The organism is Verrucomicrobiota bacterium (genome assembly GCA_039192515.1).
Classification (GTDB): domain Bacteria; phylum Verrucomicrobiota; class Verrucomicrobiia; order Methylacidiphilales; family JBCCWR01; genus JBCCWR01.
The window spans coordinates 138,724-162,286 of record JBCCXA010000001.1 but is presented as its reverse complement, the minus strand read 5'-3'; the positions used below and the strand labels follow the sequence as shown (position 1 = coordinate 162,286).

The window sequence follows — 23,563 nt, the reverse complement described above, 5'->3', positions numbered from 1 at the left end:
TTGAGAGGATAGGAAAATATGAACAATTTTACACCGCGAGCTCAGCAAGTTCTAGCACTTGCTCGAAAAGAAGCAGATCGGTTCAATCACAACTACGTTGGGACAGAGCATTTATTACTCGGCCTAATTAAACTTGGACAGGGAGTTGCTGTGAATGTCCTACAGAAGATGGGCTTGGATTTAGAAACGGTCCGGATGGAAGTTGAAAAGCAGGTGGGTTCTGGCCCTGACACAAAAATGTCTGGCAATATTCCCTACACACCTCGCGTTAAAAAAGTTTTGGCCCTGGCGGGTAAGGAAGCCAAAGCTCTACATCACAGCTACGTCGGAACAGAGCATATTTTATTAGGCCTTTTACGTGAAGGAGATGGCGTAGCTGCTCGTGTCCTCAAGAGTCTTGATATTGATATCGAACGCGCCCGTAATGAGGTTCTTAAAGAACTAGACCCTAACTTTGAAGGATCTGAAGGGGAAGATGATTTTGGAACTGCCTCCGCAGGTGGGGAACCTGGTATGAGTGGTCAGAAGAAAGATGTCAAGACACCGGCACTAAAAGCTTTTGGTAGAGACTTAACAGAGCTCGCTCAAAAAACTGAACTTGATCCCGTTATAGGACGCAAAGAAGAAATAGAGCGTGTCATTCAGATCTTATGCCGACGCACCAAAAATAACCCTGTTCTCATTGGAGAGGCAGGAGTTGGTAAAACCGCTATCGTCGAAGGACTCGCTCAAGAAATCAGTGATGGTAATGTCCCTGAAATTTTACGAGACAAAAAGGTCGTCACACTTGATCTGGCACTCATGGTTGCCGGCACAAAGTATAGAGGACAGTTTGAAGAGCGCATTAAGGCCGTTATGGAAGAGATTCGCAAGTCAAAGAACGTTATCTTATTCATAGATGAAATGCATACAATCGTTGGCGCGGGCTCTGCCGAGGGCGCTATGGATGCCTCTAACATCATAAAGCCAGCACTTTCACGTGGTGAGCTTCAGTGCATTGGAGCTACGACCCTCAACGAATATCGCAAATACATCGAGAAGGATTCTGCACTAGAGCGCCGCTTCCAAAATGTCAAAGTGGATGCGCCAAGCGTGGACGAAGCCGTTGAAATTCTTAAAGGCCTGCGCCCTAAATATGAGCAGCACCATAAAGCTAAAATCACAGATGATGCGCTAGTTGCTGCCGTACGTCTTAGTGACCGCTACCTAACTAATCGCTTCTTACCGGATAAAGCCATTGATATCATGGATGAAGCAGGCGCCAGAGCCCGAATTGGGGCCACCATGTTGCCAAAGGACCTCAAAGACAAAGAAGGTGGTATCGACAAGATCAAGGAAGATAAGGAGGCGGCAATCAAGGACCAGGACTTTGAAAAAGCGGCATCTCTCCGAGATCAAGAAAAAGCGGCGAAGGAAGATTTGGAAAAGTCTCTTGAAGAATGGCGCAAAAAGCGAGATGAACAGGAAGTGCTCGTCACAGATGACGACATTATGCACATTGTTTCTAAATGGACCGGTGTTCCTCTCACACGCATGGAAGAGAAAGAGATGTCTCAGCTGTTGAGTATTGCTGACGAACTTCATAGCAAGGTAGTGGGGCAAGATGAAGCAGTTGAGGCTTTAGCAAAAGCACTTCGTCGTTCCAGAGCAGATCTTAAAGATCCTAAGCGCCCTATTGGTTCGTTTATATTCCTTGGACCTACCGGTGTGGGTAAAACACATCTAGCCAAGTGTTTAGCCAAGCATGTCTTTGGAGAAGAAGATGCGCTAATCCAATTAGACATGAGTGAATATATGGAGAAATTCAATGTTTCTCGATTGATCGGTTCCCCTCCTGGGTATGTTGGATATGAAGAAGGTGGCCAACTGACAGAGAAAGTTCGCCGCCGTCCATACAGTGTAGTGCTATTTGACGAAATCGAAAAGGCTCACCCCGATGTGTGGAATGTTCTTCTGCAGATTTTAGAGGACGGGCAAGTAACTGACAGCCTTTCTCGCAAAATTGATTTCCGTAACACGATAATTATTATGACCTCAAATGTTGGTGCCGAATTAATTAAGAAGGGTAACTCAATGGGTTTTGGCATGCAGTCTGAAGAGGAAGACTATGAGGCAATCAAATCCAAGTTATTAGAAGAGGCCAAGAAAGTCTTCAAACCTGAATTCCTGAACCGCTTAAATGATATTATCGTATTCCACTCCTTGAACAAAGAGCACCTCAGTAAGATCGTCAATATTGAAGTTGCAAGAGTTGTAGACCGATTAGAAGGTAGAGAGATTGAGCTCGTTTTGACAAATGAGGCCATCAATTTCCTCATTGATAAGGGGCATGATCCCGCTTACGGGGCACGTCCATTACGCCGGGCGATAGAACGCCATTTAGAGGACCCCATAGCGGAAGAGATTATACGCGCCGAAATCAAAGCGGGAGATAAAGTTGAAGCGAAGGTAAAAGATGATGTCATCATCTTCAAAGTGAAAAAGCCTACGAAAAAGGCTTCCAACGCTACGGCCTCCAAGTCAACACCGCATTAATGCATAGTTGGGGTCCACAAATCCTGAGGATTTATTCGGTTCTTTTCTATAAATCGAACACCTTCTAGCGCTAGAAGGTGTTTCTTTTTTTTCAACTCTGGACTGGGGCTTTCCTGGCCCATATATCCTCCAAGCGAAAGATCTGTTTTGACAACTCTGTGACAAGGCACTTCGGGGGCAAAAGGATTAAGACGAAGCGCCTGACCAATAGCGCGTGGGCTTCTACAGCCCACCATCTGCCCTAGCAATTTGTAGGTGGTTACACTTCCTTTAGGGATGAGACTTGTGGCATCGTAAACACTCTTTTGAAATGGAGTAATCTCTCTTGACTGCATGAGGCTAAGCTTGAGGCTGTGCTTGCGGCTGGTTGATCTGACTCATTAATGTCTCCTTACTAGCTCGAAAGCGCTTCACAATGGTGGTTGCCAATTGGAATGTAAAGTCTGCGGCTAGCTCAGGCCTATTAGAAATAAATGAGCGAAACTTTGTGTTGGTGATTTCAAGAGTCTTCACCGGTGTAAGAGTGGCTACACTTGCTGTTGCCTCACCGGGATCAAAGAGATTCATCTCACCAAAAAACTGGCCGGCGGATAGAACTGCTAAAGAAACTCTTTTGTCATCAACCTCCTGATAGACCTCGACTTCACCCGCTATCATTATAAAAAATCTATCTTGTGGCTCGCCACTTTGTACAAGCACCATGTCTGATTCATAGTTTCGCTCAAAGAAAAAGAGGTCAAGCATCTTGACGAAATTCGGATCGAAGCCACGAAAAAGAGTCATCCTACTGATTTCACTGAATGTGATGGACATGGCGACAATTTATACTAAAAACGGGCGTTGACAATCTTCTTGATCATTCATGGTCTCTGAATTTTTATGCTCACCCACTTAGTGCCCTTTAAAATAAATTTCCGCACCTCCACCTCTATCCCGTTCAGTGAGAATTCTTTACGTAGTTTTACAGCCATTTCCTCGGCCAAAGTTTCGATGAGTTTCCTTGGTTTTTCAGAAGCGATCTTCTTGATACTTTCACTGACGGAAAAGTAGTCCACACTTTTAGTCAAGCAGTCCAGACGTGCAGCTTCACGAGCATTGCCCACAGGAAACTCCACGGAGATTTCCAGGCGTTGCTTTTCGGCTCGCTCTTCGTCTGGAACACCTATGTGACACCAAACCTCTTGGCCTTCAATTTTAATTAAATCTTCCTTCATTGTTTTAACTTATTCTCTGCTTCTTCAAGCAATACTTTCGTAGGCACATTTAAATCAAGCTCATAGACTTCGTCCCAAGTAGTCCATTTGTACTCTTCAGCCTCTTCATTAATCATCACATTTGTTTCATCCGTATGGGCTATATAATTGAGTAAAAGAAAATGTGCAGGCTTATAAAATTCGACGGAGCTAATACAATCCTGCACGGTAACAAATTCGATATCTCGAATATTTAACCCTGTTTCCTCTTTCACTTCTCGATGAAGTGCATCGATAGCTGTCTCATTCGTTTTTATTTTACCACCAGGAATCCCCCAGCGATTGCTCCATTTCTGGGTTCTAAACATGAGCAATCGCCCATCAGGGCCTACGATGAGAGCACCGACTGTTGCAATCGGATAATAGCTAGGCTCAGATCGATGCCTTTCAAGATAGCCTTTTACTTCAGACAAATTACGAAAAATCAAATCAGGACCTACCAACTTGAGTTTGTCAAAGGAATCGTAGCCAGTTAAAACCGCACCGCTTTGCACGCCTCCGGCATGAGCTGTCTCAATATCATGTTGCATATCTCCAATAAACAATGTCTCTTCGGCCTTAAGTTCATTTTCTATTAAAATCTCCTGAATCTTTTTTCGTTTATCCATGATACCCACATAAGCCTTTTTAAAGTACTGATCGACTTGTAGACGAGGAGCCTGCTCACGAAAGTGGTCCGGGTGAATGGTGCTGAGTACGAATAAGGATAATTTTTCATTGCGACAGTAATCCAACAAGTCTTTAGCGCCCGACAACAGGGTAATGTCGCCCTGCAACGTTTTGAAAGTTTCATGATAGACACGATTTATCTCTTCCATAGATACATCTGAAAGATATTTCTTATAGAATTCAGGAAAGGGTAGAAAAAACTTTTCTTTAAACTCATCACGTGACCAAGACCGCTTTTGGTAGGATTCAAAAATTTTATTTGTAGCTTCAATGACGGGCGACAAATCATCTACCACCGTTCCAGACCAATCTAATATGACGTGACGTATGATTGCCATAGCTAATGAGGCTAAGCCCAAAGTTGAAAATGAAAAGGGTTCAATGCGAAGCTAGGCAATTATCTCAACTATATCTCCCACCTCAACGTAGCTAAAAAGCTTTAGCATATCTTTATTTGTCAATCGTACACACCCATGGCTGGCAGGTGTTCCAATTAGATGCTCTTGATTCGTCCCGTGAAAATAGATGTAGCGTTCTTTAGTGTTTTCGTTTTTTTGTTCCTTTCCCTCTAACCAAAGGATCCTCGTTAAGATTAAGTCTCCCTCACGTGACCCAGCGTTAGCATCCCATAGGCCCACAGGTTGACGCCCCTTAAAAATAGTAAAGATTGGTTGACCCTCTCCTATTTTCTCTGAAACAGTGAAATAGCCTAGAGGCGTTTTGTAACTCCCGGCCTCCATTCCTAAACCAAACTTGGATGTTGAGCACGCAGCTTCCCAAGAGACTTCACCATCTTCCAACAAAAAAACTTTTAGATCTTTTACTTGCACAATGACTTTGCGGGACATAAGCCGAAGCTAGCGAATTTTGTTATTAAAACAAATTGATACGATCAATAAGCATCCGTAAACGCCCATAGGACCTTCTATCAAATGGAAATACTAGCCTTGGCAAGTCTGCAATAGCCACTTCATTTAGCTCCTCTGGTAGCGCTTTAGAGATCTTCATACGCCCCCCCTCCACTATGATATCATTGAAGTCATCTTCTATACGTTTTAGTGCTCCCTCAGTTATAGGCCTCTGCATTCGAATAGAAAGCAATTCATTCACATCTCGGTAGGAATGAAAATTATAGTAGAAATTGAGAATCTCTTTGCGCGCTTCCTCTGGATCATCCGTCACTTTGAATAGATTAAAATCCTGCTCGGAGATCAGTCCAGCTCTCAGCAAATGTTCCCTCAAGTAGTTTTCAAACGTCTTCCAATATTTTCCCTTAGGTGCATCCACCATGACAACTGGTAAAACCGGAGCTTTTCCTGTTTGCATAAGAGTCATTGCTTCAAAGCCCTCGTCCATGGTGCCAAAACCTCCGGGGAAAAGTGTAATGGCGTCGGCATTTTTGACAAAATGCAGCTTACGAGTAAAAAAATATTTGAAAGTAAATAGTTTCGGGTCTCCCTCTATAGTAGCATTAGCTGATTGCTCGAAAGGTAGCTGAATATTAAGAGCAAAGCCTCTATCGCGACCTGCACCCGCCTGAGCTGCACCCATAATACCATCGCCTCCCCCGGTAATGATCATGAAGCCAGACTCTTTCATAATCTTACCAAAATCTTTGGCTGCTATGTATTCCGGCGCCTCCGGCTCTGTCCTTGCAGATCCAAAAACGGCCACTTTTTTAATGCCCTTGTAGGGTTGAAAGATGGTATTTACCCGACAGAGTTCTTTCAGCGCTTTATTGACAAGGCGTATATCTGCAGGATTCGGATTATCCTGAGCAAATTTCATGACTGTTACTAAAATTTCTTGGAAGAATTCAGGATCACATGAAATTCTGGCATTTGTTACCAGGTCCTTGAGTTGCAGGTCGATTTCTTTATTCCCTGTAGAGAGCCAGGGTTTCTTTCTTTCTGACATATCTATTCTAAATTACGATATTTAAGTGGGAATCACACTCAACGTCTCGTAAATCTGGCGCGTCGCTTTAGCTTTATTGAGCGTATAAAAGTGTATTCCTCTACTCTTATTATCGACTAAATCTCTGACTTGTTCAGTGGCCCAATGCACACCTACTTTTTCTACCGCTTGATCGGTTTCTGCTCGGGCGACTGCTTTGAATAAGCGAGCTGGAATTCTGGCGCCAGCAGCTAATTCTGCCATTCGAATCATGCCCGAGCGGCTCGTAACTGGCATGATACCGGCTATAATGGGAATGTTAATCCCTACTAGCTCGCAGCGCTCACAGAAATCATAAAAATCGCGATTATCAAAAAATAGCTGTGTCACTATATAGTCAGCCCCCGCGTCGACTTTAGACTTTAAGTAGTCCAACTCTTGCAGCCGATTGGGTGTCTGAGGATGCCCTTCGGGAAAACCCGCTACGCCTATACCCATCTCTGGAAAATTTTTCTTAATAAAGGCTACCAGTTCAGAGGCATAAACAAATCCATCCGGATGCGCCTGCCAATCTCTCTGGCCTTTGGGTGGGTCGCCTCTCAAGGCAAGGATATTATTGATGTCACTCTGTTGGTAGGTTTCTAGAATTTCCTTAATTTCATCTTTGCTAGCCCCAACACAAGTAAGGTGCGAAACAACTGTCAGATCTGTCTCACTTTGTATTCTCTTAATAAGCTTATGGGTGCGATCGCGGGTCGTTCCACCAGCACCGTATGTAACGCTGACGCTGGATGGCTTTAAAGGAACCAAATCTCGGATTGTGTGGAAAAGCGCCTCAGAATCCGCATCCTTCTTGGGAGGGAAAAACTCGAAACTAAAAGCCGGATTAGCCTTTTCTAAAATCTCTTTTACCAGCATATGTTATAAACTTCTTTTCTTCATTAGCCGAATGCATCAGGCTAATTGACTTTTCTATACAAACAAGTACGTAAATTTTTTCTAAAATGCCAACTTTGTCACAAGAACAATGGATATTTGCCATCATTGGAGCAATCTGTGTAGGCCTTGGCAAAGGAGGGATACCTGGCATAGGAAATTTAACCGTTGCCATTTACGCCCAAATATTCAGTCCTAAGGAGTCCGTAGGCATTCTATTACCTGTTCTCATCTTTGCTGATGTTGTTGCAATTGTTATATATCGGCAGCACGCAGAATGGAAAATGATAGCCAAGCTATTCCCTATTAGTGCGGCAGGTGTGATTCTGGCAACTTTTCTCTTTAACACTATCCCTGCGGATCTTTTCCAAGTCATTATTGGCAGCATCCTTTTAATCATGACAGGCCTGCACTTTCTGAAAAAGCAGCTAGACCTACGGAGGCCGACTGCGATCAAGAACGGGCTCCCCTACGAAAAGAGTAAGTGGTTTGTCATCTGCACGGGCTTACTGGGGGGTGTCGCCACCATGTTGGCAAATGCTGCTGGACCTATAGCCGCATTTTACCTCATGGCTATGAAGTTGCCGAAATATGCCTTTATCAGCACCAGTGCTTGGTTCTTCTTTCTAATAAACGTTTTCAAAATTCCTTTTCAAGCTTCCTTGGATAACATCAGCTTTACATCTCTCCAGTTAAGCATTGCACTAGGCTTAGTTGCAGCTGTGAGCGCAGGCATAGCGCCTCAGATTGTCAAATACATCCCTCAGAAGCAGTTCTCGACATTGATTTGGATGCTTATAATTATATCAGGACTAAAAATGGTCATTCATGTTTAGAAAACAAACGGCAACCTCTAGTCACGTCTCAACAAAAGCGGTAGTAAATAATAGAGCATGTAAAGTAGTGAAGTAACAAATGCAGCTACGTAGGTCAAAGCCGCTGCTCCAAGCACTTTCCGCATAGCAGTATTTTCTTCATCTGTTTGAATGAAATTCATTTTATTGAGAATCACAGCTGCACGCTTCGAAGCATCAAACTCCACAGGTAAAGTAATTAGGTTAAAAGCCATGATAACCCCCCAGCCTATTGCCATGATTAGAAAATAAGTAGGAGGAGTAAATAGCCCAAGAAATAAACCTACTAGAGGTAACCATGTGACCACTTGATTAGCATAGTTGGTGACGCCAACGGAAGCCATACGCCATTGTAGAGGTCCGTATGCTGCTTTATGTTGGATAGCGTGACCACATTCGTGAGCTGCAACTCCTAAGGCCGCTGGAGAGTCTCCATGGTAATTTTCTGAGGATAGCACCAAGCGTTTATTGATGGGATCATAGTGATCTCCTAAAAAAGACTGGTGTTCTATGACATCAACATCACGAATGCCGGCTGCTGAGAGAATACGATCTGCCACTTGCGCGCCTGAGTAGCCCGAACGGGTCCTCATCCGGCTGTATTTCCTGTAAGTATTTTTCACATTCCATGATGCAAGGAGTGAAATAATTAATGTGAAACCAAATATTAATAACAAGAGCATAATTAATCCTTTTGACGTAAGTGTATATTAAATTATTCGAACCGCAAGTTCCACAATTTAGCTATCTTTGCATTAACTTGCAGTCTGGGCTTGTTCTCGAAGCTTATTGTATTCACTGATGGCAACATAGTAGTTGGGATCCTCAAGGACATTTACGTCACAAATTTTTTCAGCTTTTTTAATTAGCTTCACACAATCAGGGCTCAAATGACGTAGGTGGATAGTCTTGCGCTGCTTAGCATATTTCTCCGCCAGCTTATTGATCGATTCAATAGCGGACTGATCCATTACTCTGGATCCCGCGAAATCTATGATAACTTCTTGCGGATCATCCTTTACCGTAAATAACCTATTAAAAGTTGTCGTGGATCCAAAGAAGAGTGGCCCATCAATCTCATAGTGTTTAATACCATGATCATCAATGTACTTCTCAGCGTGAATACGCATGGCATGGCTCCAAGCAAAAACCAATGCCGAAATAACCACACCAATAATTACCGCTATGGCTAGATCAAAGATGACAGTCAATGCCGTGACGACTACTATGACAAAGACATCTGCCATAGGAACCTTGTTGAGTATTTTAAAAGTGCTCCAAGCAAAGGTTCCTACAACAACCATGAACATGACCCCCGTCAGTGCTGCAATAGGAATCATTTCAATGTAAGTGGCAGCAAAAAGAATAAAAGCTAGTAGAGCAAGCGCCGCTACTATACCAGATAGGCGACCTCTTCCACCTGATTTAATATTAATAATGCTTTGCCCTATCATGGCACAGCCACCCATACCCCCAAAAAAACCACTGAGCAGATTACCAGTGCCCTGAGCTATGCATTCACGGCTGCCACTACCACGAGTCTCTGTAAGCTCGTCAATAAGGGTCAAGGTCATTAATGATTCAATCAGGCCGATCGCTGAAAGTATAAAAGCATATGGTGCAATAAATGCCAAAGTGTCCAAGTTCAAAGGAATCATAGGGATCGCAAAACTAGGCAAGCCCGCTTGAATACCGCTGCCTCCACCCGACTCGATAAATGATTTCACCGTGGCAGTTTCTACTCCCAAAAAGATGACCATTAGACTAACAACAATAATGGCCACTAAGGCTGCGGGAACTTTTTTAGTGAGCTTTGGCAACCCAACCATGATTGCCATGGTAAGGAACACGAGTCCAAGCATAGTCCATAATGGACCTCCAGATAGCCACTTATCATCCACCTTGAACATCTGCAATTGGGAGAGGAAGATGACAATTGCTAGGCCATTGACAAAACCCATCATCACGGAATGGGGGATCATACGAGCAAATTTACCCAACTTCAAAACTCCAGCTAAGATTTGCAAGGCTCCTGTAAGCAATAAAGTGGCGAATAAATACTGCACGCCGAAACCGGATTCTATCTCGTTGCCCTCGTAAACGAGATGAACCATCACGACAGCCATCGCACCCGTTGCACCAGAAATCATACCCGGCCTGCCTCCTATAAGCGCGGTGACAAGCCCCATGAAAAATGCCCCATACAAACCGACAACCGGTGCAACTCCCGCAACAAAGGCAAATGCCACTGCTTCTGGGACAAGCGCTAGAGCAACCGTCAAACCCGAGAGGACATCAGACCTAATAGAACCTTGAGCCCTGTCGATAAACTGATAATTTTTAACAAAGTTTCTCATTACGGTTTGGCGACAAGATAGGTTGTAATGTTTGTTAGGCAAGTAATGACTTCTTTCATTTAAATTTTTAAAACACAGACGCTTTATTTACGCACTCTTGCAACAGTTTATTGCTGCAAAGCCGTAAGAAAATAACCTCCTGCGGTTACTGCCGAGTTCTTGAAGCTAGGAAGTGTTTTTCATGGTAGCCTTTCTTTTTTCAGCAATACGGGTATGGTGATCTCTTTATGAGTATGATACTACGAGTCGCGAAGTATTGTGTGCCTTATAAGTTTTTAGCTTTAGGGACCTTTATCTGCGCGGTCCTCTCTACACTCTTTGGCTTAGTTTACCCAAAAGTCACAGGACATGTTGTAGATACCGTATTAGTGGAGAAGGGAGATTACACAGCACTTTTTTGGGGAGTAGGTATTGTTTTAACCTCTTTTTTCCTACGCGATGTCTTGAACAGCCTGCGTATTCATCTCAATAATTTTTTCGAGCAAAATGTTATCTTCGATATGAGAAACGAACTCTATGAAGTGATGCAACGACTTCCTTTGAAATGGTTTGATAATCGCGCTACAGGCGACCTCATGACGCGGGTTACAGAAGATGTCATGGCCATGGAACGGGTCCTTATTGATGGAATAGAGCAAGGATTTGTAGCCATTTTGCAAATCGTCGGGGTCAGTATTTTTCTATTTCTCACTGATTTGGAATTAGCTTTTTGGTCCATGGCACCTATTCCTCTTTTAATGTTGGGGGCCTGGTTGTATACCTCAACTGCGCTTGTGCGTTACAAAATTCAACGCAAAGCAGCTTCGGCGATGAATGCACTGCTGCTCGATAATTTGCAAGGCGTACGACAAATCAAATCTTACTCCCGGGAAAAACAAGAGTCCGAGCATTTTTCTGAGAAAGCCGACGGTGTTCGTGAAGGAACGCTGACCGTCATGAAAGCATGGGCTCGTTATTCTCCGAGCATGGAATTTATTAGCTCCCTAGGCTACGTGTTGGTACTGCTCATTGGCGGGCAAAAAGTCCTCTCTGGAGAAATGAGTAAGGGTGAGCTTACTACATTCTTCTTGTATGTTCTCATGTATTACGAGCCATTCCGACGGCTTCATCAACTCAACCAACTTGTGCAAGCGGGAAGGGCTGCTGCTGATCGCGTCTTCTCCATTTTAGATACAAAACAAGAAAAGTACGAACCCCAAGGCAATCAAACTCTCCCACATTTGATGGGAACTGGTAGATCAGTTTCTTTCGAGCGTATTTCTTTCTCATATGATGATGAAAGCACTGTTCTTCATGACATATCTCTCGAAGCAAAAGCTGGTAAGACTATTGCCTTGGTAGGACCGACAGGCGCAGGGAAAAGCACACTAGTTAACCTAATCACTCGTTTCTATGAATATAGTCAGGGCTTACTTAAAATTGATGGTGTTGACGTTAAGGAGTTGTCACTACCGACACTACGGAAAGAAATCGGCGTCGTGACTCAAGAAGCATTTTTATTCAATGACACAATTCGTTATAACTTGCAAATCGGATATCCCGAAGCAAGTGAGAGCGATATCTGGAGGGCATTAACTGCAGCTAATGCGCAGGAGTTCGTGAGAGAGATGCCTCAAGGGCTGGACACTTTGGTAGGGGAGCGTGGAGTCAAGCTTAGTGTTGGAGAAAAACAAAGATTATCGATAGCTAGAGCACTCCTCAAGGATCCTCCTGTTCTGATATTGGATGAAGCCACCGCAAGTGTTGACACCGCCACGGAAAAATTGATCCAAGAGGCCCTTGATCGATTACTGAAAGATCGCACGTCCTTTGTTATTGCTCATAGACTTTCCACCGTCAGGCATGCGGATCTCATATGCGTCCTTGAACATGGAAAAATCATCGAAAAAGGAAGCCACGAAACCCTACTAAAAGAGGACAGGCTTTATGCCAGGCTTTGCCGTGCTCAAACGCTCTATCACACCATTGAAGACACACTGGCTTATCTATGATCTGGCAAGGAAATGGGACCAGGTTTTTCAAGGCCTATTCCATGAGATTCATGCCAGGATCGCTTACTTAGACTCTAATTTTAAATCCTCTACTCCATTAGCTTGCTAACGGGATGCCATAAGACTTAGATTATAAACACCCTAATGAGCCACTAACCAATTCTCACCTTTTCCAGTTTCAACGAGAATAGGCACTTTCAGGGAAACTGCATTTTGCATTGATTCAACTATCAGAGGAACCACCATATCCTCTTCCTCATCTTTCATCTCGAAAACAAGTTCGTCATGCACTTGTAAAAGCATTTTCGTTTGAAAGTGTCCCTCGGTGAGTTTTTGGTCGATCTTCACCATGGCTAATTTAATCATGTCTGCAGCGCTGCCTTGGATAGGCATGTTAATGGCGGTTCGTTCAACTGCTTGGCGAATCATAGCATTTTTGGAATTGATATCTCTTAAATAACGACGCCTACCGGTAATGGTTTCGACATACTCCTTCTCCTTGGCTGAAGCAATGGTTTCCTGCATGTAACTTTGTACACCGGGGTATTGTTTAAAGTATTCCTCAATCAAATCGGCCGCTTCGTTACGAGGTATGCCTAAACGTTGTGAAAGTCCAAATGCTGAGATGCCATAGATAATACCAAAGTTCACCATCTTGGCATTTCGGCGCATATCACTGGTGACATCCTTTTCAGCGACTCCATAGACGCGCGCAGAAGTGGCGGTATGAATATCTATTCCCGAGGCAAAAGCTTCTTGCATCCCTTTATCGCCACTAATTTCTGCCATAATACGAAGTTCTATCTGCGAATAATCCGCTGCTAGCAGTATAACACCCTCACCTTGAGGAACGAATGCCTTACGGATTTCTTTGCCTTGATCGGAGCGAATGGGAATGTTTTGAAGGTTAGGGTCAATGGAAGCCATACGGCCCGTAGCTGTTACCGCTTGTTGGTAGGTGGTATGAACGCGTTGTGTCTCTTCCTGAGCATAGCCCGGTAACGCATCTACATAGGTTGATTTGAGCTTTGTCGCCTTGCGGTATTCTAAAATTAAAGAAGCTATTTCGAAACGGTGGGAAAGAGATTCTAGGACTTGCTCGTTGGTTACATATTGTCCTGTCTTGGTTTTCTTGGGCTTAGCTAAAAGCTGCATTTCTTCAAACAAGACAACCCCTAGTTGCTTGGGGGAGTTCAGATTAAATTCGTGCCCTGCTATCTCGTAGATACGTGAACGCTTCGTGTCTATCTTTGCTTCAAGCTCTGAAGATATTTCCTCTAAAGCTGTAATGTCTATGGCTATCCCCGCATGTTCCATTTTGACAAGAACGGGTAACAGAGGGCTCTCAATATCATAGAAAAGTTTCTCTTGTTCTTTTTCTTTCAGCATAGGCTGGAAGATTTCCTTGAGCTGAAGAGTAATATCCGCGTCCTCTGATGCATATTCAGCAACCTTGGGGAGGTCTTCTCTTTGGACTTCTTCCATGTTTTTTTGATCCTTGCCTTTGGGTCCAATCAATGAGGTAATCGTAATTGGTTCGTAGCCTAGATACATTTCTGCTAAAAAATCCATGCTATGCCTCTGATCAGGCTCTACTAGGGAATGTGCCAACATTGTGTCAAAGAAGGGGCCTGCAACAGTAATATTTTTCCAGGCCAGTACCCCAAGATCGTATTTAAGATTGTGTCCAATTTTCTCGATCTCAGGGTTAGTTAAAACATCTTCAAGTTCTTTGAGAATACTCGCCTCTTCTTCAGCTTTGGGAATCGGCAGATAGTAGGCTGAAAATGGCTCCACAGAAAAAGCCAGTCCGATAACTCGAGCCCTTTTTACATCTAAGGAGGTCGTTTCTAAATCAAAGCAAAAGGACTTTGCGTCACTCAATTGCTTGATAAGTCTCTTACGCTCATCCTTCGTTATGAGAATTTTATAGCTACGTTCGACATCGGAAATAGTTTTGAGCTTGGCAAAAAGCATTCCCTGATCATTTTGATCTGGTCCACCAGTCAGCTGAGATGCGTATGGAGATTTATCTTTTGTCTCCGTGCCAAATCCGCGTCCGGCTTTGAAGCTGTCACCAAAAAGTCGCTTTCCCATATTATTAAATTCGAACTCTACGAAAAGACTTTTCAATGCGGGCTCGTCCAAGGGTTTTAGAGCGACATCTGCGAAATCTATGTCAACAGGAGCATCTAAGATTATTGTGGCGAGTCGTTTTGACATGAGTGCCTGCTCTTTTCCGGCCTCTACTTTCTCTTTTTGTTTACCCTTTAGCTTGTTTGTCGATTCAAGAAGATTTTCTACGGAACCAAATTCCGCTAGAAGCTTTGCTGCTGTTTTCTCTCCAATACCAGGAATACCGGGAATGTTGTCGGAGGCGTCGCCCATAAGTCCGAGCATATCAACAACCTGATCTACCCGTTTTATTCCCCATTTTTCACAAACTTCAGCGACTCCCCAGATCTCCGCATCTTTGCCTTGCCGGCCTGGGCGATACATTTTGATCTTATCTGTCACAAGCTGCCCGAAATCTTTGTCTGGGGTTACCATAAAGATTTCATCAAATCCCTTAGCTTGAGCCTGCTTGGCAAGTGTTCCAATAATGTCATCTGCTTCATAACCATCTACTTCCAAGATGGGAATTTGAAAGGCTTCTAACATTTGCCGGATCTGCGGAAGTGCAGCACTAAGGTCCTCAGGCATTTCGTCGCGCTGGGCCTTGTACTCAGAGTATTCTGAATGCCTGGAAGTAGGAGCAAAGGTATCGAATGCGACTGCCATGTGTGTTGGCTCATGCTTCTTGAGAAGGTCTAGCAGTGTGTTGGTAAATCCGTAGAGCGCAGAGGTATTGATTTTCTTAGAATTAAAAATAGGATTCCTTATAAGAGCGAAATAAGCACGATAGGCCAGTGCCATACCATCGAGTAAAAAAAGACGCTTTGCCGACATGATTCATATTTAGGGCCTGAAAGTAAATTCTGGAAGAAGAATTCTTTCCCGCTTTTATGATTGATCCCGAGGTATTAAGTTAGAGTCTATGACTTTTAGAGAAAAAACGCGCAGGGTGATTTTTGGATCAGAGACGACATTAGGTAAATTATTTGATGTCATACTCATTATCCTCATCTTAGATAGCGTTATTGCAGTCATGTTAGCAAGTGTTGGGGACCTACAGGAAGAGTATGGCGAAGCACTTCGGATCGCCGAATGGGTTTTCACAGGCATTTTCACCCTAGAGTATTTTGTTCGAATTTGGTGTTCAGAAGATCGCAGAAAATATCTCACTAGCTTCTTTGGCATCGTGGATTTACTAGCCATAGTTCCTACTTACTTAAGTCTTTTTATAGGAGGAGCAGAGTTTCTCATTGTCATTCGCATTCTTAGAGCAGTTCGGCTATTTCGCATTCTCAAATTGATCAAATACATCCAGGGCGAGAATGTTATCATGCGTGCGTTTAAGGCCAGCCGTTATAAAATCACCGTCTTCATTGTCTCCGTCATCAGCATTGTAACGATTATTGGGGCCATCATGCATCTAGTGGAAGGTCCGGAAAATGGTTTTGTGAATATTCCCATTTCCGTTTACTGGGCTATTGTTACACTAACAACCGTGGGCTATGGAGACATACACCCTCAGACTCCCGCAGGACAAATTATTGCATCTTTTGTGATGCTTCTGGGATTTGCTATCATTGCAGTGCCCACCGGTATTGTTACGGCAGAAATTGCTAAAACTGAATTACAAATGACTTCGCAAAAATCACCTCCTTCCGAAGAAAGATTATCTGTAAAATGCAATCAGTGCTCTGCAGACAATCACGCCAACGACGCTAAATATTGCCGTGTCTGTGGAAGCCTATTAGAACGTAGACTTTTATGAAAAAAATTGTGATTACTGGTGTTACCAAAGGCCTTGGATTGGCCATGGCTAAGTATTTTGCTGATCAAGGTCATTGGATTTTTGGTTGCGGCAGATCTGCTGACCAAATCACCAAGCTTCATGAGAATTTTGGCTCTCCTCATGACTTTCGCCAACTAGATGTATCTTCCGACCCTGTTGTAAAAACATGGGTCCATGATCTATTAGACAAATATGGGCCGCCTGATCTTCTTATTAACAATGCCGCCCTCATCAATCAGACCACTAATCTGTGGGAAGTGACGCAAGACGACTTTGACCGTGTGATTGATGTCAATATCAAGGGAGTAGCAAATATGCTTCGTCATTTTATACCTGCTATGCTTGCTAATGGAACCAAGGGCCATGGAGTGATTGTGAATTTGAGTTCAGGGTGGGGACGCTCAACTTCGCCAGAGGTAGCGCCTTATTGTGCGACTAAGTGGGCTATTGAGGGATTGACTCTAGCGCTCGCCCAAGAGTTGCCCCAAGGTATGGCCGCCGTTCCTCTAAATCCAGGGATCATCGACACGGAAATGTTAAGAGATTGTTTTGGAGAGGGTGCAGGTAGTTACCCAAACGCCAACCAATGGGTAAAAAGAGCAGGGCCTTTTATTTTAGATTTGGGGCCAAAGGATAACGGGGCGTCTCTAACAGTTCCCATTTAATTTGAGAGCTTATCGATTTTCTTAGCCAAGGCAATGTCTAGCTCGGTGATACCATTAGCCTCGTGTGTTGCTAGATCGATTTTAACTGTAGCCCATACATTAAACCACTCTGGGTGGTGGTTCATTTTTTCAGCAACGATGGCTACTGCTGTCATAAAAGCAAAAGCCTCGACAAAATTATCAAATTTACACTCACGCTGTAATTTACCATCTACAAGTTTCCATTTGGGCAATTCCTTAAGGAATTCTTTTATTTGCTCGTCATCTAATTTTTCTTTGGTGGCCATTTTTTAATTAAGCAATTCTGGTTCGAGTTGTTTTCTTAATTCTCCTGTAGCTTTTGATATACTTTCCAAAGCGTCTAAGTCAAGCGAGCTAGGAACGGAAATCAACCTTTCTTTAAAGCGAATGATTCTGTCCACAGCAGGTTTGACCAGCTCCTCAGGTAATTCGCAGAGCGTATCCCAACTGATTTCGACACATGCCGGATTGTGGCAAAAGAGTAGAATGTCTTGGCCCGCCTCAAGTGCTAGCCGGGAAACTTCTTTTGCGGGATATCTCTCCCCGATAGCCCCCATCTCGAGATCATCCGTCATGACGAGCCCATCATATTTCATCTCTTCTCTTAAAAAATCGTTCACAATCATTTTTGAAATAGAAGCCGGATAGGGAGATTTATGCCATGCAGGGAAATAACCATGCCCCACCATAAATGCCGGCGCTCTAGTCGCAAAATGTCGAAATACTTTGAGCTCATTTTTCTCCATCTCTTCAAGCGTTCGATTTATCTTAGGCAAGTCGCCGTGAGGATCTAAGCCACAATAGGTATAGCCAGGGTAATGTTTTGCCGTGCTAAGTGGGCCTTCTTTTTCCATACCCTCAAGGAAGGCATCCGCCATGACCATTACTTCATCAGGACTACAACCCAAACAACGGCCACGCAGTGAATTATCTGCGCCCTCATCCTGCGAATAGTCCACAACGGGGCAAAGGTTAAGATTAAATCCAAATAAACTTAGAAGCTGACCGGTAAGGGAGCCATGCCTACGAGCCAATGCTGGATCCTTACTCAAGGCAAGGGCATAGCCACTAACGGGTCTTTCACTAATCGTGCTGAGCCTTGCCACGCGGCCACCCTCTTGATCTATGGTCATGATCGGTATGCGCTCGCAAATATCGTAAAGCTCTGAAATAAGGTCAAATACTTGGGCTGGATGTTCAAGATTTCTGTTAAATAAGATAAAGCCGCCTGGCTGCACCCGCTTGATGAGATCACGTTGGCTCTGGTTTATTGTGGGGCCAGGAATGCCCATAACGATAGGTTGTCCCCTATCTGTTTCTGAAAGCGAAGTTGATACCATGTCATCAAGCTAGAAAGATGCTGCTTTGAGATCAAGCTACCTATTTTTAATTTAACACAACTATCACAAAGACTTCGTTTTCTGCATGATCTGACCATCTATCACCTCGCCATACACTAAAATCCAATCAGAGATACCAGATTGCCTTTTAAAAATAAAATTCCTTACAGGGCGATCTAGAAAAAGCCCGAAGCCCTCTCTTCGCTCTCTTGCTTGAATCATGGCCAAAAGATAGCCTTTTTGCTCTACTCGTTGTCTAAAGTAGTGCTGCCAAATGGAAATGACTTCTTTCTCTACGGCACTGACATTTGCCCAATCCTCTAATCGATACGGACAGCTATAACTAAGCTTCCACATAGGACCCTCCTCATAAGAGATCTCCTCTTCCTCTACTAACTGAAATTGTAAATTTTCTGTAAGCGGCATAGGCTTGCCATCGGAGATTTCCGGCCTAAACCAAATAATCGCAGTAATTGCAATAATGAGGCTGATCAATAAATATTTCACTTTCTTAAGATCAAAGAGTTACTGACTTGGATCCCGACTTGCAATACCTTTCATTTTATGTCACGGGATTTATCTGCAAAACCTTGGGATATCATTAGCTCAAAGCCTCTTATCCATAGTCGCTGGTTCTCCCTCCGCGAGGATGTCTGCCAAAGGCATGATGGTGTCACTATAAGCCCCTATTACGTGGCAGAGTGCCCTCACTGGGTGCATGTTGCACTCTTTAATAAAGATCACGAGATTCTTGTCATTAGACAGTATCGCCACGGTATTAAAAAGTTCGTGCTCGAACTGCCTGGAGGAATGATGGAATTAAAGGAAAAACCTCTAGACGCAGCTAAGCGAGAATTAGCAGAGGAAACCGGATATCAAGCACGCCATTTCCATTCACTTCCTACGGTCTCACCTGATCCAGCTCGCCTTACCAATTTTATCCACAGCTATATAGCCACTGAAATTATTACTAGTTCTACACAGAAATTAGATCCTTCTGAAGAGATTGAATTAGCATTCTTACCCGTTGATACTATTATCAATGAGATTTGTAAGGGATCTTTTTTAAACGCCTGTCATATCGGCATTTTTTATTTGGCTCTTTCACATTTAAATCAATGTTCAACAAAATAGCAGGCTAACTCGGACCATTAATGTACGCGCATAAGGGTGTCAATTTTAAGGCTGGATGATCTCATAGTAGTTTAATGAGATGCGAAAAAGCTTAAACCGGAGGAGTAAGTGCGTTGATGAAGATGTATCCATCAAATCGTCCAAGCATAGCTTTCATAAGCAAGCAAGGCGGAGATTCAAGCGCGCGGAGATCCATCCGGATAGAGTGGGAACATGCACCTCAAAAAGGTGATACCTCTAGCAGGCTCTATGTTTTTTGGAGCCAAGCCCTTGCTGGGATTTTTAACTCTGTATGACATCATTCGAGTTAAATTTGTACCTATTCGTACTAGACTCTGCACCTAGCTGAAGACATATTGTAATTGCCCCTAACAAAAGAATTAATAGGAGATGCGTGATGGCTAGTGCTAAAGATCTAAGATTTCTTTTTTTTGATTTAGACGACACTTTGATCGATCACAGCGGGGCTGTTCGACTCGCAACCAATCTCTACTTACATGATTACAGAGAATACCTACCGCATAGTCCGGAAGGCTTTTTCCAGGAATGGTGCGGTCTTATCGAAACATATTATTACGCCTACCTTAGAGGGGAAATAAACTACGAGCAACAAAGGATCTACCGCATGCAAGAGTTGTATCGCAGACAAAACCTGTATCTCCCTGATAACGATGCCTATGCGCACTACCAAAGATATCTGTTTCATTATTCTAACAACTGGATACTTTTTGATGATGTTACGCCATTCTTAGAGAAGCTAGAACTGCCATTTGGCATCATTACCAACGGTAATGCCGAACAACAGCGCCTAAAGATTGAGCTGACGAAACTCAAAGAGCGTGCAGAGCCAGTTATCATTTCGGAAGAAATTGGGGCGGGTAAGCCCGATAAATTTATATTTCATGAAGCCTGCCGCCAGGCCGGAGTAGCTCCAGAGCATACTCTTTACATTGGAGATCGTTTCGAAGCAGATGTGCTTGGTGGTAAAAAAGCAGGCCTTAGCACCGTTTGGCTTAGGCGCTACATAGGCCAAAACACAAACGGTTCGGTTCCATTTATACGATCCCTAAGCGAGCTCAACCTAAATAACATATCCTCCCAGCGTTTTAATACCCAACATTACAAGTATGCTGCAAAAATTAAGCACGAGGGAAAGCAGCCTCTCGCTACAAGACGTATATCCTTGAAACCTGTTATTCGCAACCTTAGGAAGTAGCTGATCTCCGTGCTTTATTTTAACTGTAATTTAGTTAGAATATATCTTTGAAGCCATTAGAACGCTTAGAACAATTTGCCGTTGATGTCATACTGCTTCGTCGTTATGGCAAGCGGGCAGCTTTGCTGAGATTATTTCTTTTCCTGCTTTCTTTTGTTTACAGTGGAATCGTAAGAGTAAGAATTTGGCTTTACGAAAATCGTTTTTGCCAGTGGCACTCCGTAGGCTGCCAAGTTATTAGCATAGGAAACCTAACGGTAGGCGGAACTGGAAAGACTCCAGTTGTGGAAAAGTGTGCTAAAGTCTTGCGTGACTCTGGTAGACGCGTTGCTATCCTTAGCAGAGGCTATAAAAGTGTGCCTCGCCCATTATACCAACGAATATGGAGACGCCTTACTTTTCAAACAGATTCTCAGCTGCCTAGGATCGTTACCGATGGAAAGACACTCCTTCTCGATTCAGAAAAGGCTGGAGATGAGCCCTGCATGTTGGCAACCAATTTAGATGATGTAATCGTGCTGGTAGACAAGGACCGCGTTAAAAGTGCATTGTACGCCGTTAATAAAATGGGGATTGACACTATTCTACTAGATGATGGTTATCAATTTCTGCCACTCAAAGAAAGAATAAACATTTGCCTCATAGACCGACAGGCCCCTTTCGGGAACCGCTTTCTTTTACCTCGTGGAACGCTGCGCGAACCTAAATCTCATCTCAGAAGAAGTGATGCTATTTTCATTACCAAATGTGATGGGAGCGATATCCATGATATTAGAGAAGAAATAAGACAATATAACAAGCATGCTCCTATTATTGAGTGCACCCATAAGCCAACGCACCTCCAAGATCTTGCTACAGGAGAGAAAATACCACTCGATTACCTCATAAAAAGGAAAGTTGGAGCAGTCAGTGGCATTGCTGTGCCGGAGAGTTTTGAACAAGGACTTGAGCAGCTCGGTGCTAACATTATCTACTCTAGACACTATGCAGACCATCACCGCTACTCATTGGATGAAATTACAAATGCTATGAACCGAACTCGAGCTCGTGGAGGACATGCACTCATTATCACAGAAAAAGACGCTATCCGCTTTCCTAGAGTAGATAAACGAGCGCTACCGGTTTATTTCCTAAGAGTAGAAATCACCTTACTTGACGCAAAATTAAATTTTGATGAATGTCTTTTAAAGATATGCGGAATTAAATCCCAACTTACAAAAGAGCGCGTTAGTTTTTCGCAATATTGACGCAAGAATTAGATACTCATTTTAATTAGATGAACGAAACCGTGCCACTTAGCATTAATCACTGTATCATCACTCCTGCCCATCACTAACCCGCTCGGTAATGCAGCCATCTTTCTGTCTATATGTAAATTATCCTTTCTATATGCCCCTTTGCCGGATCACTTTGCGAGAATCTGAAAAGCTGATGAAATTTCTCGGTGTCAATGGGGCTAATGCTCTCACGAAGATTATGGGCTTTATCTTACTGTGTATAGGCATGCAACTGGCGATTGATAGAATTAAAAATCTCTTATAAAATGTAGTTCTCTGTTATAGAGATTTCTTGCCTGCGCGCTAATTTTTAATCTGGAGCTTGAGTTGTTCGAAACGACCTATCTGTTGCCATCTCTAGATTTTTACTCTTGAGAAAGACTTTATTATCCCACCTCCTACCAGAAAAGCCCTTAGCCTCACTGCCGTGAGAATTATCATTCGTTGACCCATCATTTCGAATTTCTTACCTAGAGGACCGTCTTATGGCCTTGCAAATCTTGCCATTTACTCTAAGAGGGCCATAGTAAAGACATTAGTTTACATTAAGGATTATGGCTAAACGGACAAAAGGATATAGAACACCAGCCGAATGTCCTGTGTGCGGAGCAGCAATACCACCAAAATCTTTAGCATGCCCTGAATGCGGTGCCGATGAACGGTCTGGATGGAATGAAGATCAAACATCTTATGATGCTTTAGATCTTCCAGATGATTCTTTTGATTACCATGAATTTTTAGAAAATGAAGGCTTAGGGCCTCGAACAAAGCCTGAGGGGTTGCCCACCATTTGGAAGATTGTGGCAGGAGTCTGTCTAGTTTTCTTCATATTGCTGATTTTTAGGGGCTATCTTTAGGATGAAGAGCACTCCAACCATAATCAGTGTAATCCCAAGTCGGAGAACCCTCTTCCCAATTTATCAAACCAAATCCTTCTGCTGTTCCTTGATTTGACCCATTCCACCAACTCCCGGATATTGCTCCTCCCATAATGAAAGTCGTTTTATTCCATTTGACCACTTCATTAACATGAAGGTGCCCTTGTAAAACCAAGCAAAGGTCATGTCCTTTAAAGAAGTTACCCATCTCTAGCGCATTTTCGACTACGAGATTGGATAACAGCCCTTTAGTAGAATCATATAGATGTTGCTGAAGGTAGCTCTAAATGGAATGTGAGAACAAAGGACTATGGGTATATCAGACGACACATTATCTAAATCTGCTTTAAGCCATTCTATTTGTTCACTACCTATCATCTCAATAGAATCCAGCAGGATAAAGTGTGGGCCATCAAAATCAAATGACCTGTAGGTTTTTGTATACTTAATTTAATACGAGAAAGGTCATGCCCATGATTTTTAGTGAGCTTACCTCTGTCACCAAGTGCTTCAACGATGTCATGATTGCCCATTACATGTTCTACTGGCACATCGAGCTTTTTGATAAAATGCAGATAGATTTCGTAACGTCTCTCCGCAACGCTCAGCTCCGAGAAATATCCTTCATGTATAAGTCCCC

General features: G+C 43.3%; 24 protein-coding genes. 10 read left to right on the top strand and 14 right to left on the bottom strand.

Going from position 1 to position 23,563, the window contains the following annotated elements; all coding sequences use genetic code 11:
* Positions 1–18 precede the first annotated feature (18 nt).
* A complete protein-coding gene (locus AAGA18_00720) occupies positions 19–2,535 on the top strand; it encodes an ATP-dependent Clp protease ATP-binding subunit (GenBank protein MEM9443849.1) in 2,517 nt (838 codons plus the stop codon).
* Here AAGA18_00720 and AAGA18_00715 read toward each other — a convergent pair.
* The 7 genes from AAGA18_00715 to metF are packed head-to-tail and all read right to left on the bottom strand — an operon-like array spanning position 2,532 to position 7,271.
* The gene (locus tag AAGA18_00715; protein ID MEM9443848.1) at positions 2,532–2,870 is read right to left on the bottom strand and encodes an MGMT family protein; all 339 of its coding nucleotides are present in this window, start codon (positions 2,868–2,870) and stop codon (positions 2,532–2,534) included. The genes AAGA18_00720 and AAGA18_00715 overlap by 4 nt on opposite strands.
* A 4-nt stretch (positions 2,871–2,874) precedes the next feature.
* Positions 2,875–3,348, bottom strand: a complete 474-nt coding sequence (locus AAGA18_00710) for a cyclic nucleotide-binding domain-containing protein (protein MEM9443847.1) — start codon at positions 3,346–3,348, stop codon at positions 2,875–2,877.
* Positions 3,349–3,395: 47 nt separating this feature from the next.
* Positions 3,396–3,749 carry a dihydroneopterin aldolase gene (gene folB, locus AAGA18_00705; protein ID MEM9443846.1) on the bottom strand — a complete coding sequence of 118 codons (354 nt, stop codon included), beginning with the start codon at positions 3,747–3,749 and terminating at the stop codon, positions 3,396–3,398.
* Positions 3,746–4,795: an HAD hydrolase-like protein gene (locus AAGA18_00700; GenBank protein MEM9443845.1), complete on the bottom strand. Its 1,050-nt coding sequence runs from the start codon at positions 4,793–4,795 to the stop codon at positions 3,746–3,748. Before AAGA18_00700 ends, folB begins: the two co-directional genes overlap by 4 nt.
* Positions 4,796–4,846: 51 nt before the next feature.
* On the bottom strand, positions 4,847–5,305 hold the full coding sequence (locus AAGA18_00695; GenBank protein ID MEM9443844.1) for a L,D-transpeptidase: 459 nt from the start codon (positions 5,303–5,305) through the stop codon (positions 4,847–4,849).
* Between the two features lie 25 nt (positions 5,306–5,330).
* Positions 5,331–6,374 (bottom strand): TIGR00730 family Rossman fold protein, encoded by a 1,044-nt coding sequence (locus tag AAGA18_00690; protein MEM9443843.1) that lies wholly within the window; start codon positions 6,372–6,374, stop codon positions 5,331–5,333.
* A 21-nt stretch (positions 6,375–6,395) separates the two neighbouring features.
* Positions 6,396–7,271: a methylenetetrahydrofolate reductase [NAD(P)H] gene (metF, locus tag AAGA18_00685; protein ID MEM9443842.1), complete on the bottom strand. Its 876-nt coding sequence runs from the start codon at positions 7,269–7,271 to the stop codon at positions 6,396–6,398.
* 86 nt (positions 7,272–7,357) lie between these two features.
* Here metF and AAGA18_00680 point away from each other — a divergent pair, with 86 nt between their 5' ends.
* On the top strand, positions 7,358–8,125 hold the full coding sequence (locus AAGA18_00680) for a sulfite exporter TauE/SafE family protein (protein MEM9443841.1): 768 nt from the start codon (positions 7,358–7,360) through the stop codon (positions 8,123–8,125).
* Positions 8,126–8,142: 17 nt separating this feature from the next.
* On the opposite strand, the gene AAGA18_00675 is transcribed toward AAGA18_00680, so the two are convergent.
* Together AAGA18_00675 and AAGA18_00670 are read right to left on the bottom strand one after the other, a co-directional pair.
* A complete protein-coding gene (locus tag AAGA18_00675) occupies positions 8,143–8,826 on the bottom strand; it encodes a zinc metallopeptidase (GenBank protein ID MEM9443840.1) in 684 nt (227 codons plus the stop codon).
* A gap of 72 nt (positions 8,827–8,898) precedes the next feature.
* A complete protein-coding gene (locus AAGA18_00670; protein ID MEM9443839.1) occupies positions 8,899–10,500 on the bottom strand; it encodes a SulP family inorganic anion transporter in 1,602 nt (533 codons plus the stop codon).
* Between the two features lie 227 nt (positions 10,501–10,727).
* On the opposite strand from AAGA18_00670, the gene AAGA18_00665 reads away from it, so the two are divergent.
* The gene (locus tag AAGA18_00665) at positions 10,728–12,491 is read left to right on the top strand and encodes an ABC transporter ATP-binding protein (GenBank protein MEM9443838.1); all 1,764 of its coding nucleotides are present in this window, start codon (positions 10,728–10,730) and stop codon (positions 12,489–12,491) included.
* Positions 12,492–12,632: 141 nt separating this feature from the next.
* Here the strand turns inward: AAGA18_00665 and polA are convergent, their stop codons facing one another.
* Complete coding sequence (polA, locus tag AAGA18_00660; GenBank protein MEM9443837.1) at positions 12,633–15,440, bottom strand: DNA polymerase I; 2,808 nt, start codon at positions 15,438–15,440, stop codon at positions 12,633–12,635.
* 88 nt (positions 15,441–15,528) lie between these two features.
* On the opposite strand from polA, the gene AAGA18_00655 reads away from it, so the two are divergent.
* Both AAGA18_00655 and AAGA18_00650 read left to right on the top strand, forming a co-directional pair.
* Positions 15,529–16,371 (top strand): ion transporter, encoded by an 843-nt coding sequence (locus tag AAGA18_00655; protein ID MEM9443836.1) that lies wholly within the window; start codon positions 15,529–15,531, stop codon positions 16,369–16,371.
* Positions 16,368–17,057: an SDR family oxidoreductase gene (locus AAGA18_00650; GenBank protein MEM9443835.1), complete on the top strand. Its 690-nt coding sequence runs from the start codon at positions 16,368–16,370 to the stop codon at positions 17,055–17,057. Before AAGA18_00655 ends, AAGA18_00650 begins: the two co-directional genes overlap by 4 nt.
* Here the strand turns inward: AAGA18_00650 and AAGA18_00645 are convergent.
* The 3 genes from AAGA18_00645 to AAGA18_00635 form a co-directional block, all read right to left on the bottom strand.
* On the bottom strand, positions 17,054–17,344 hold the full coding sequence (locus AAGA18_00645) for a 4a-hydroxytetrahydrobiopterin dehydratase (protein ID MEM9443834.1): 291 nt from the start codon (positions 17,342–17,344) through the stop codon (positions 17,054–17,056). The two genes, AAGA18_00650 and AAGA18_00645, sit on opposite strands and share 4 nt — an antisense overlap.
* Before the next feature lie 3 nt (positions 17,345–17,347).
* Positions 17,348–18,418 (bottom strand): glycoside hydrolase family 3 N-terminal domain-containing protein, encoded by a 1,071-nt coding sequence (locus AAGA18_00640; GenBank protein ID MEM9443833.1) that lies wholly within the window; start codon positions 18,416–18,418, stop codon positions 17,348–17,350.
* A gap of 63 nt (positions 18,419–18,481) precedes the next feature.
* The gene (locus AAGA18_00635; protein ID MEM9443832.1) at positions 18,482–18,925 is read right to left on the bottom strand and encodes a hypothetical protein; all 444 of its coding nucleotides are present in this window, start codon (positions 18,923–18,925) and stop codon (positions 18,482–18,484) included.
* A gap of 57 nt (positions 18,926–18,982) precedes the next feature.
* Between AAGA18_00635 and AAGA18_00630 the strand changes: the two genes are divergently transcribed.
* The 5 genes from AAGA18_00630 (at position 18,983) to AAGA18_00610 (ending at position 22,902) form a co-directional block, all read left to right on the top strand.
* Positions 18,983–19,552, top strand: a complete 570-nt coding sequence (locus AAGA18_00630) for an NUDIX hydrolase (protein ID MEM9443831.1) — start codon at positions 18,983–18,985, stop codon at positions 19,550–19,552.
* A gap of 397 nt (positions 19,553–19,949) precedes the next feature.
* Positions 19,950–20,768, top strand: a complete 819-nt coding sequence (locus AAGA18_00625) for an HAD family hydrolase (GenBank protein MEM9443830.1) — start codon at positions 19,950–19,952, stop codon at positions 20,766–20,768.
* A 47-nt stretch (positions 20,769–20,815) separates the two neighbouring features.
* A complete protein-coding gene (lpxK, locus tag AAGA18_00620; protein MEM9443829.1) occupies positions 20,816–22,015 on the top strand; it encodes a tetraacyldisaccharide 4'-kinase in 1,200 nt (399 codons plus the stop codon).
* A gap of 100 nt (positions 22,016–22,115) precedes the next feature.
* The gene (locus AAGA18_00615) at positions 22,116–22,310 is read left to right on the top strand and encodes a MarC family protein (protein ID MEM9443828.1); all 195 of its coding nucleotides are present in this window, start codon (positions 22,116–22,118) and stop codon (positions 22,308–22,310) included.
* Between the two features lie 289 nt (positions 22,311–22,599).
* Positions 22,600–22,902 carry a hypothetical protein gene (locus tag AAGA18_00610; protein MEM9443827.1) on the top strand — a complete coding sequence of 101 codons (303 nt, stop codon included), beginning with the start codon at positions 22,600–22,602 and terminating at the stop codon, positions 22,900–22,902.
* Here the strand turns inward: AAGA18_00610 and AAGA18_00605 are convergent.
* A complete protein-coding gene (locus AAGA18_00605; GenBank protein MEM9443826.1) occupies positions 22,886–23,131 on the bottom strand; it encodes a hypothetical protein in 246 nt (81 codons plus the stop codon). The two genes, AAGA18_00610 and AAGA18_00605, sit on opposite strands and share 17 nt — an antisense overlap.
* Positions 23,132–23,563: the final 432 nt, after the last annotated feature.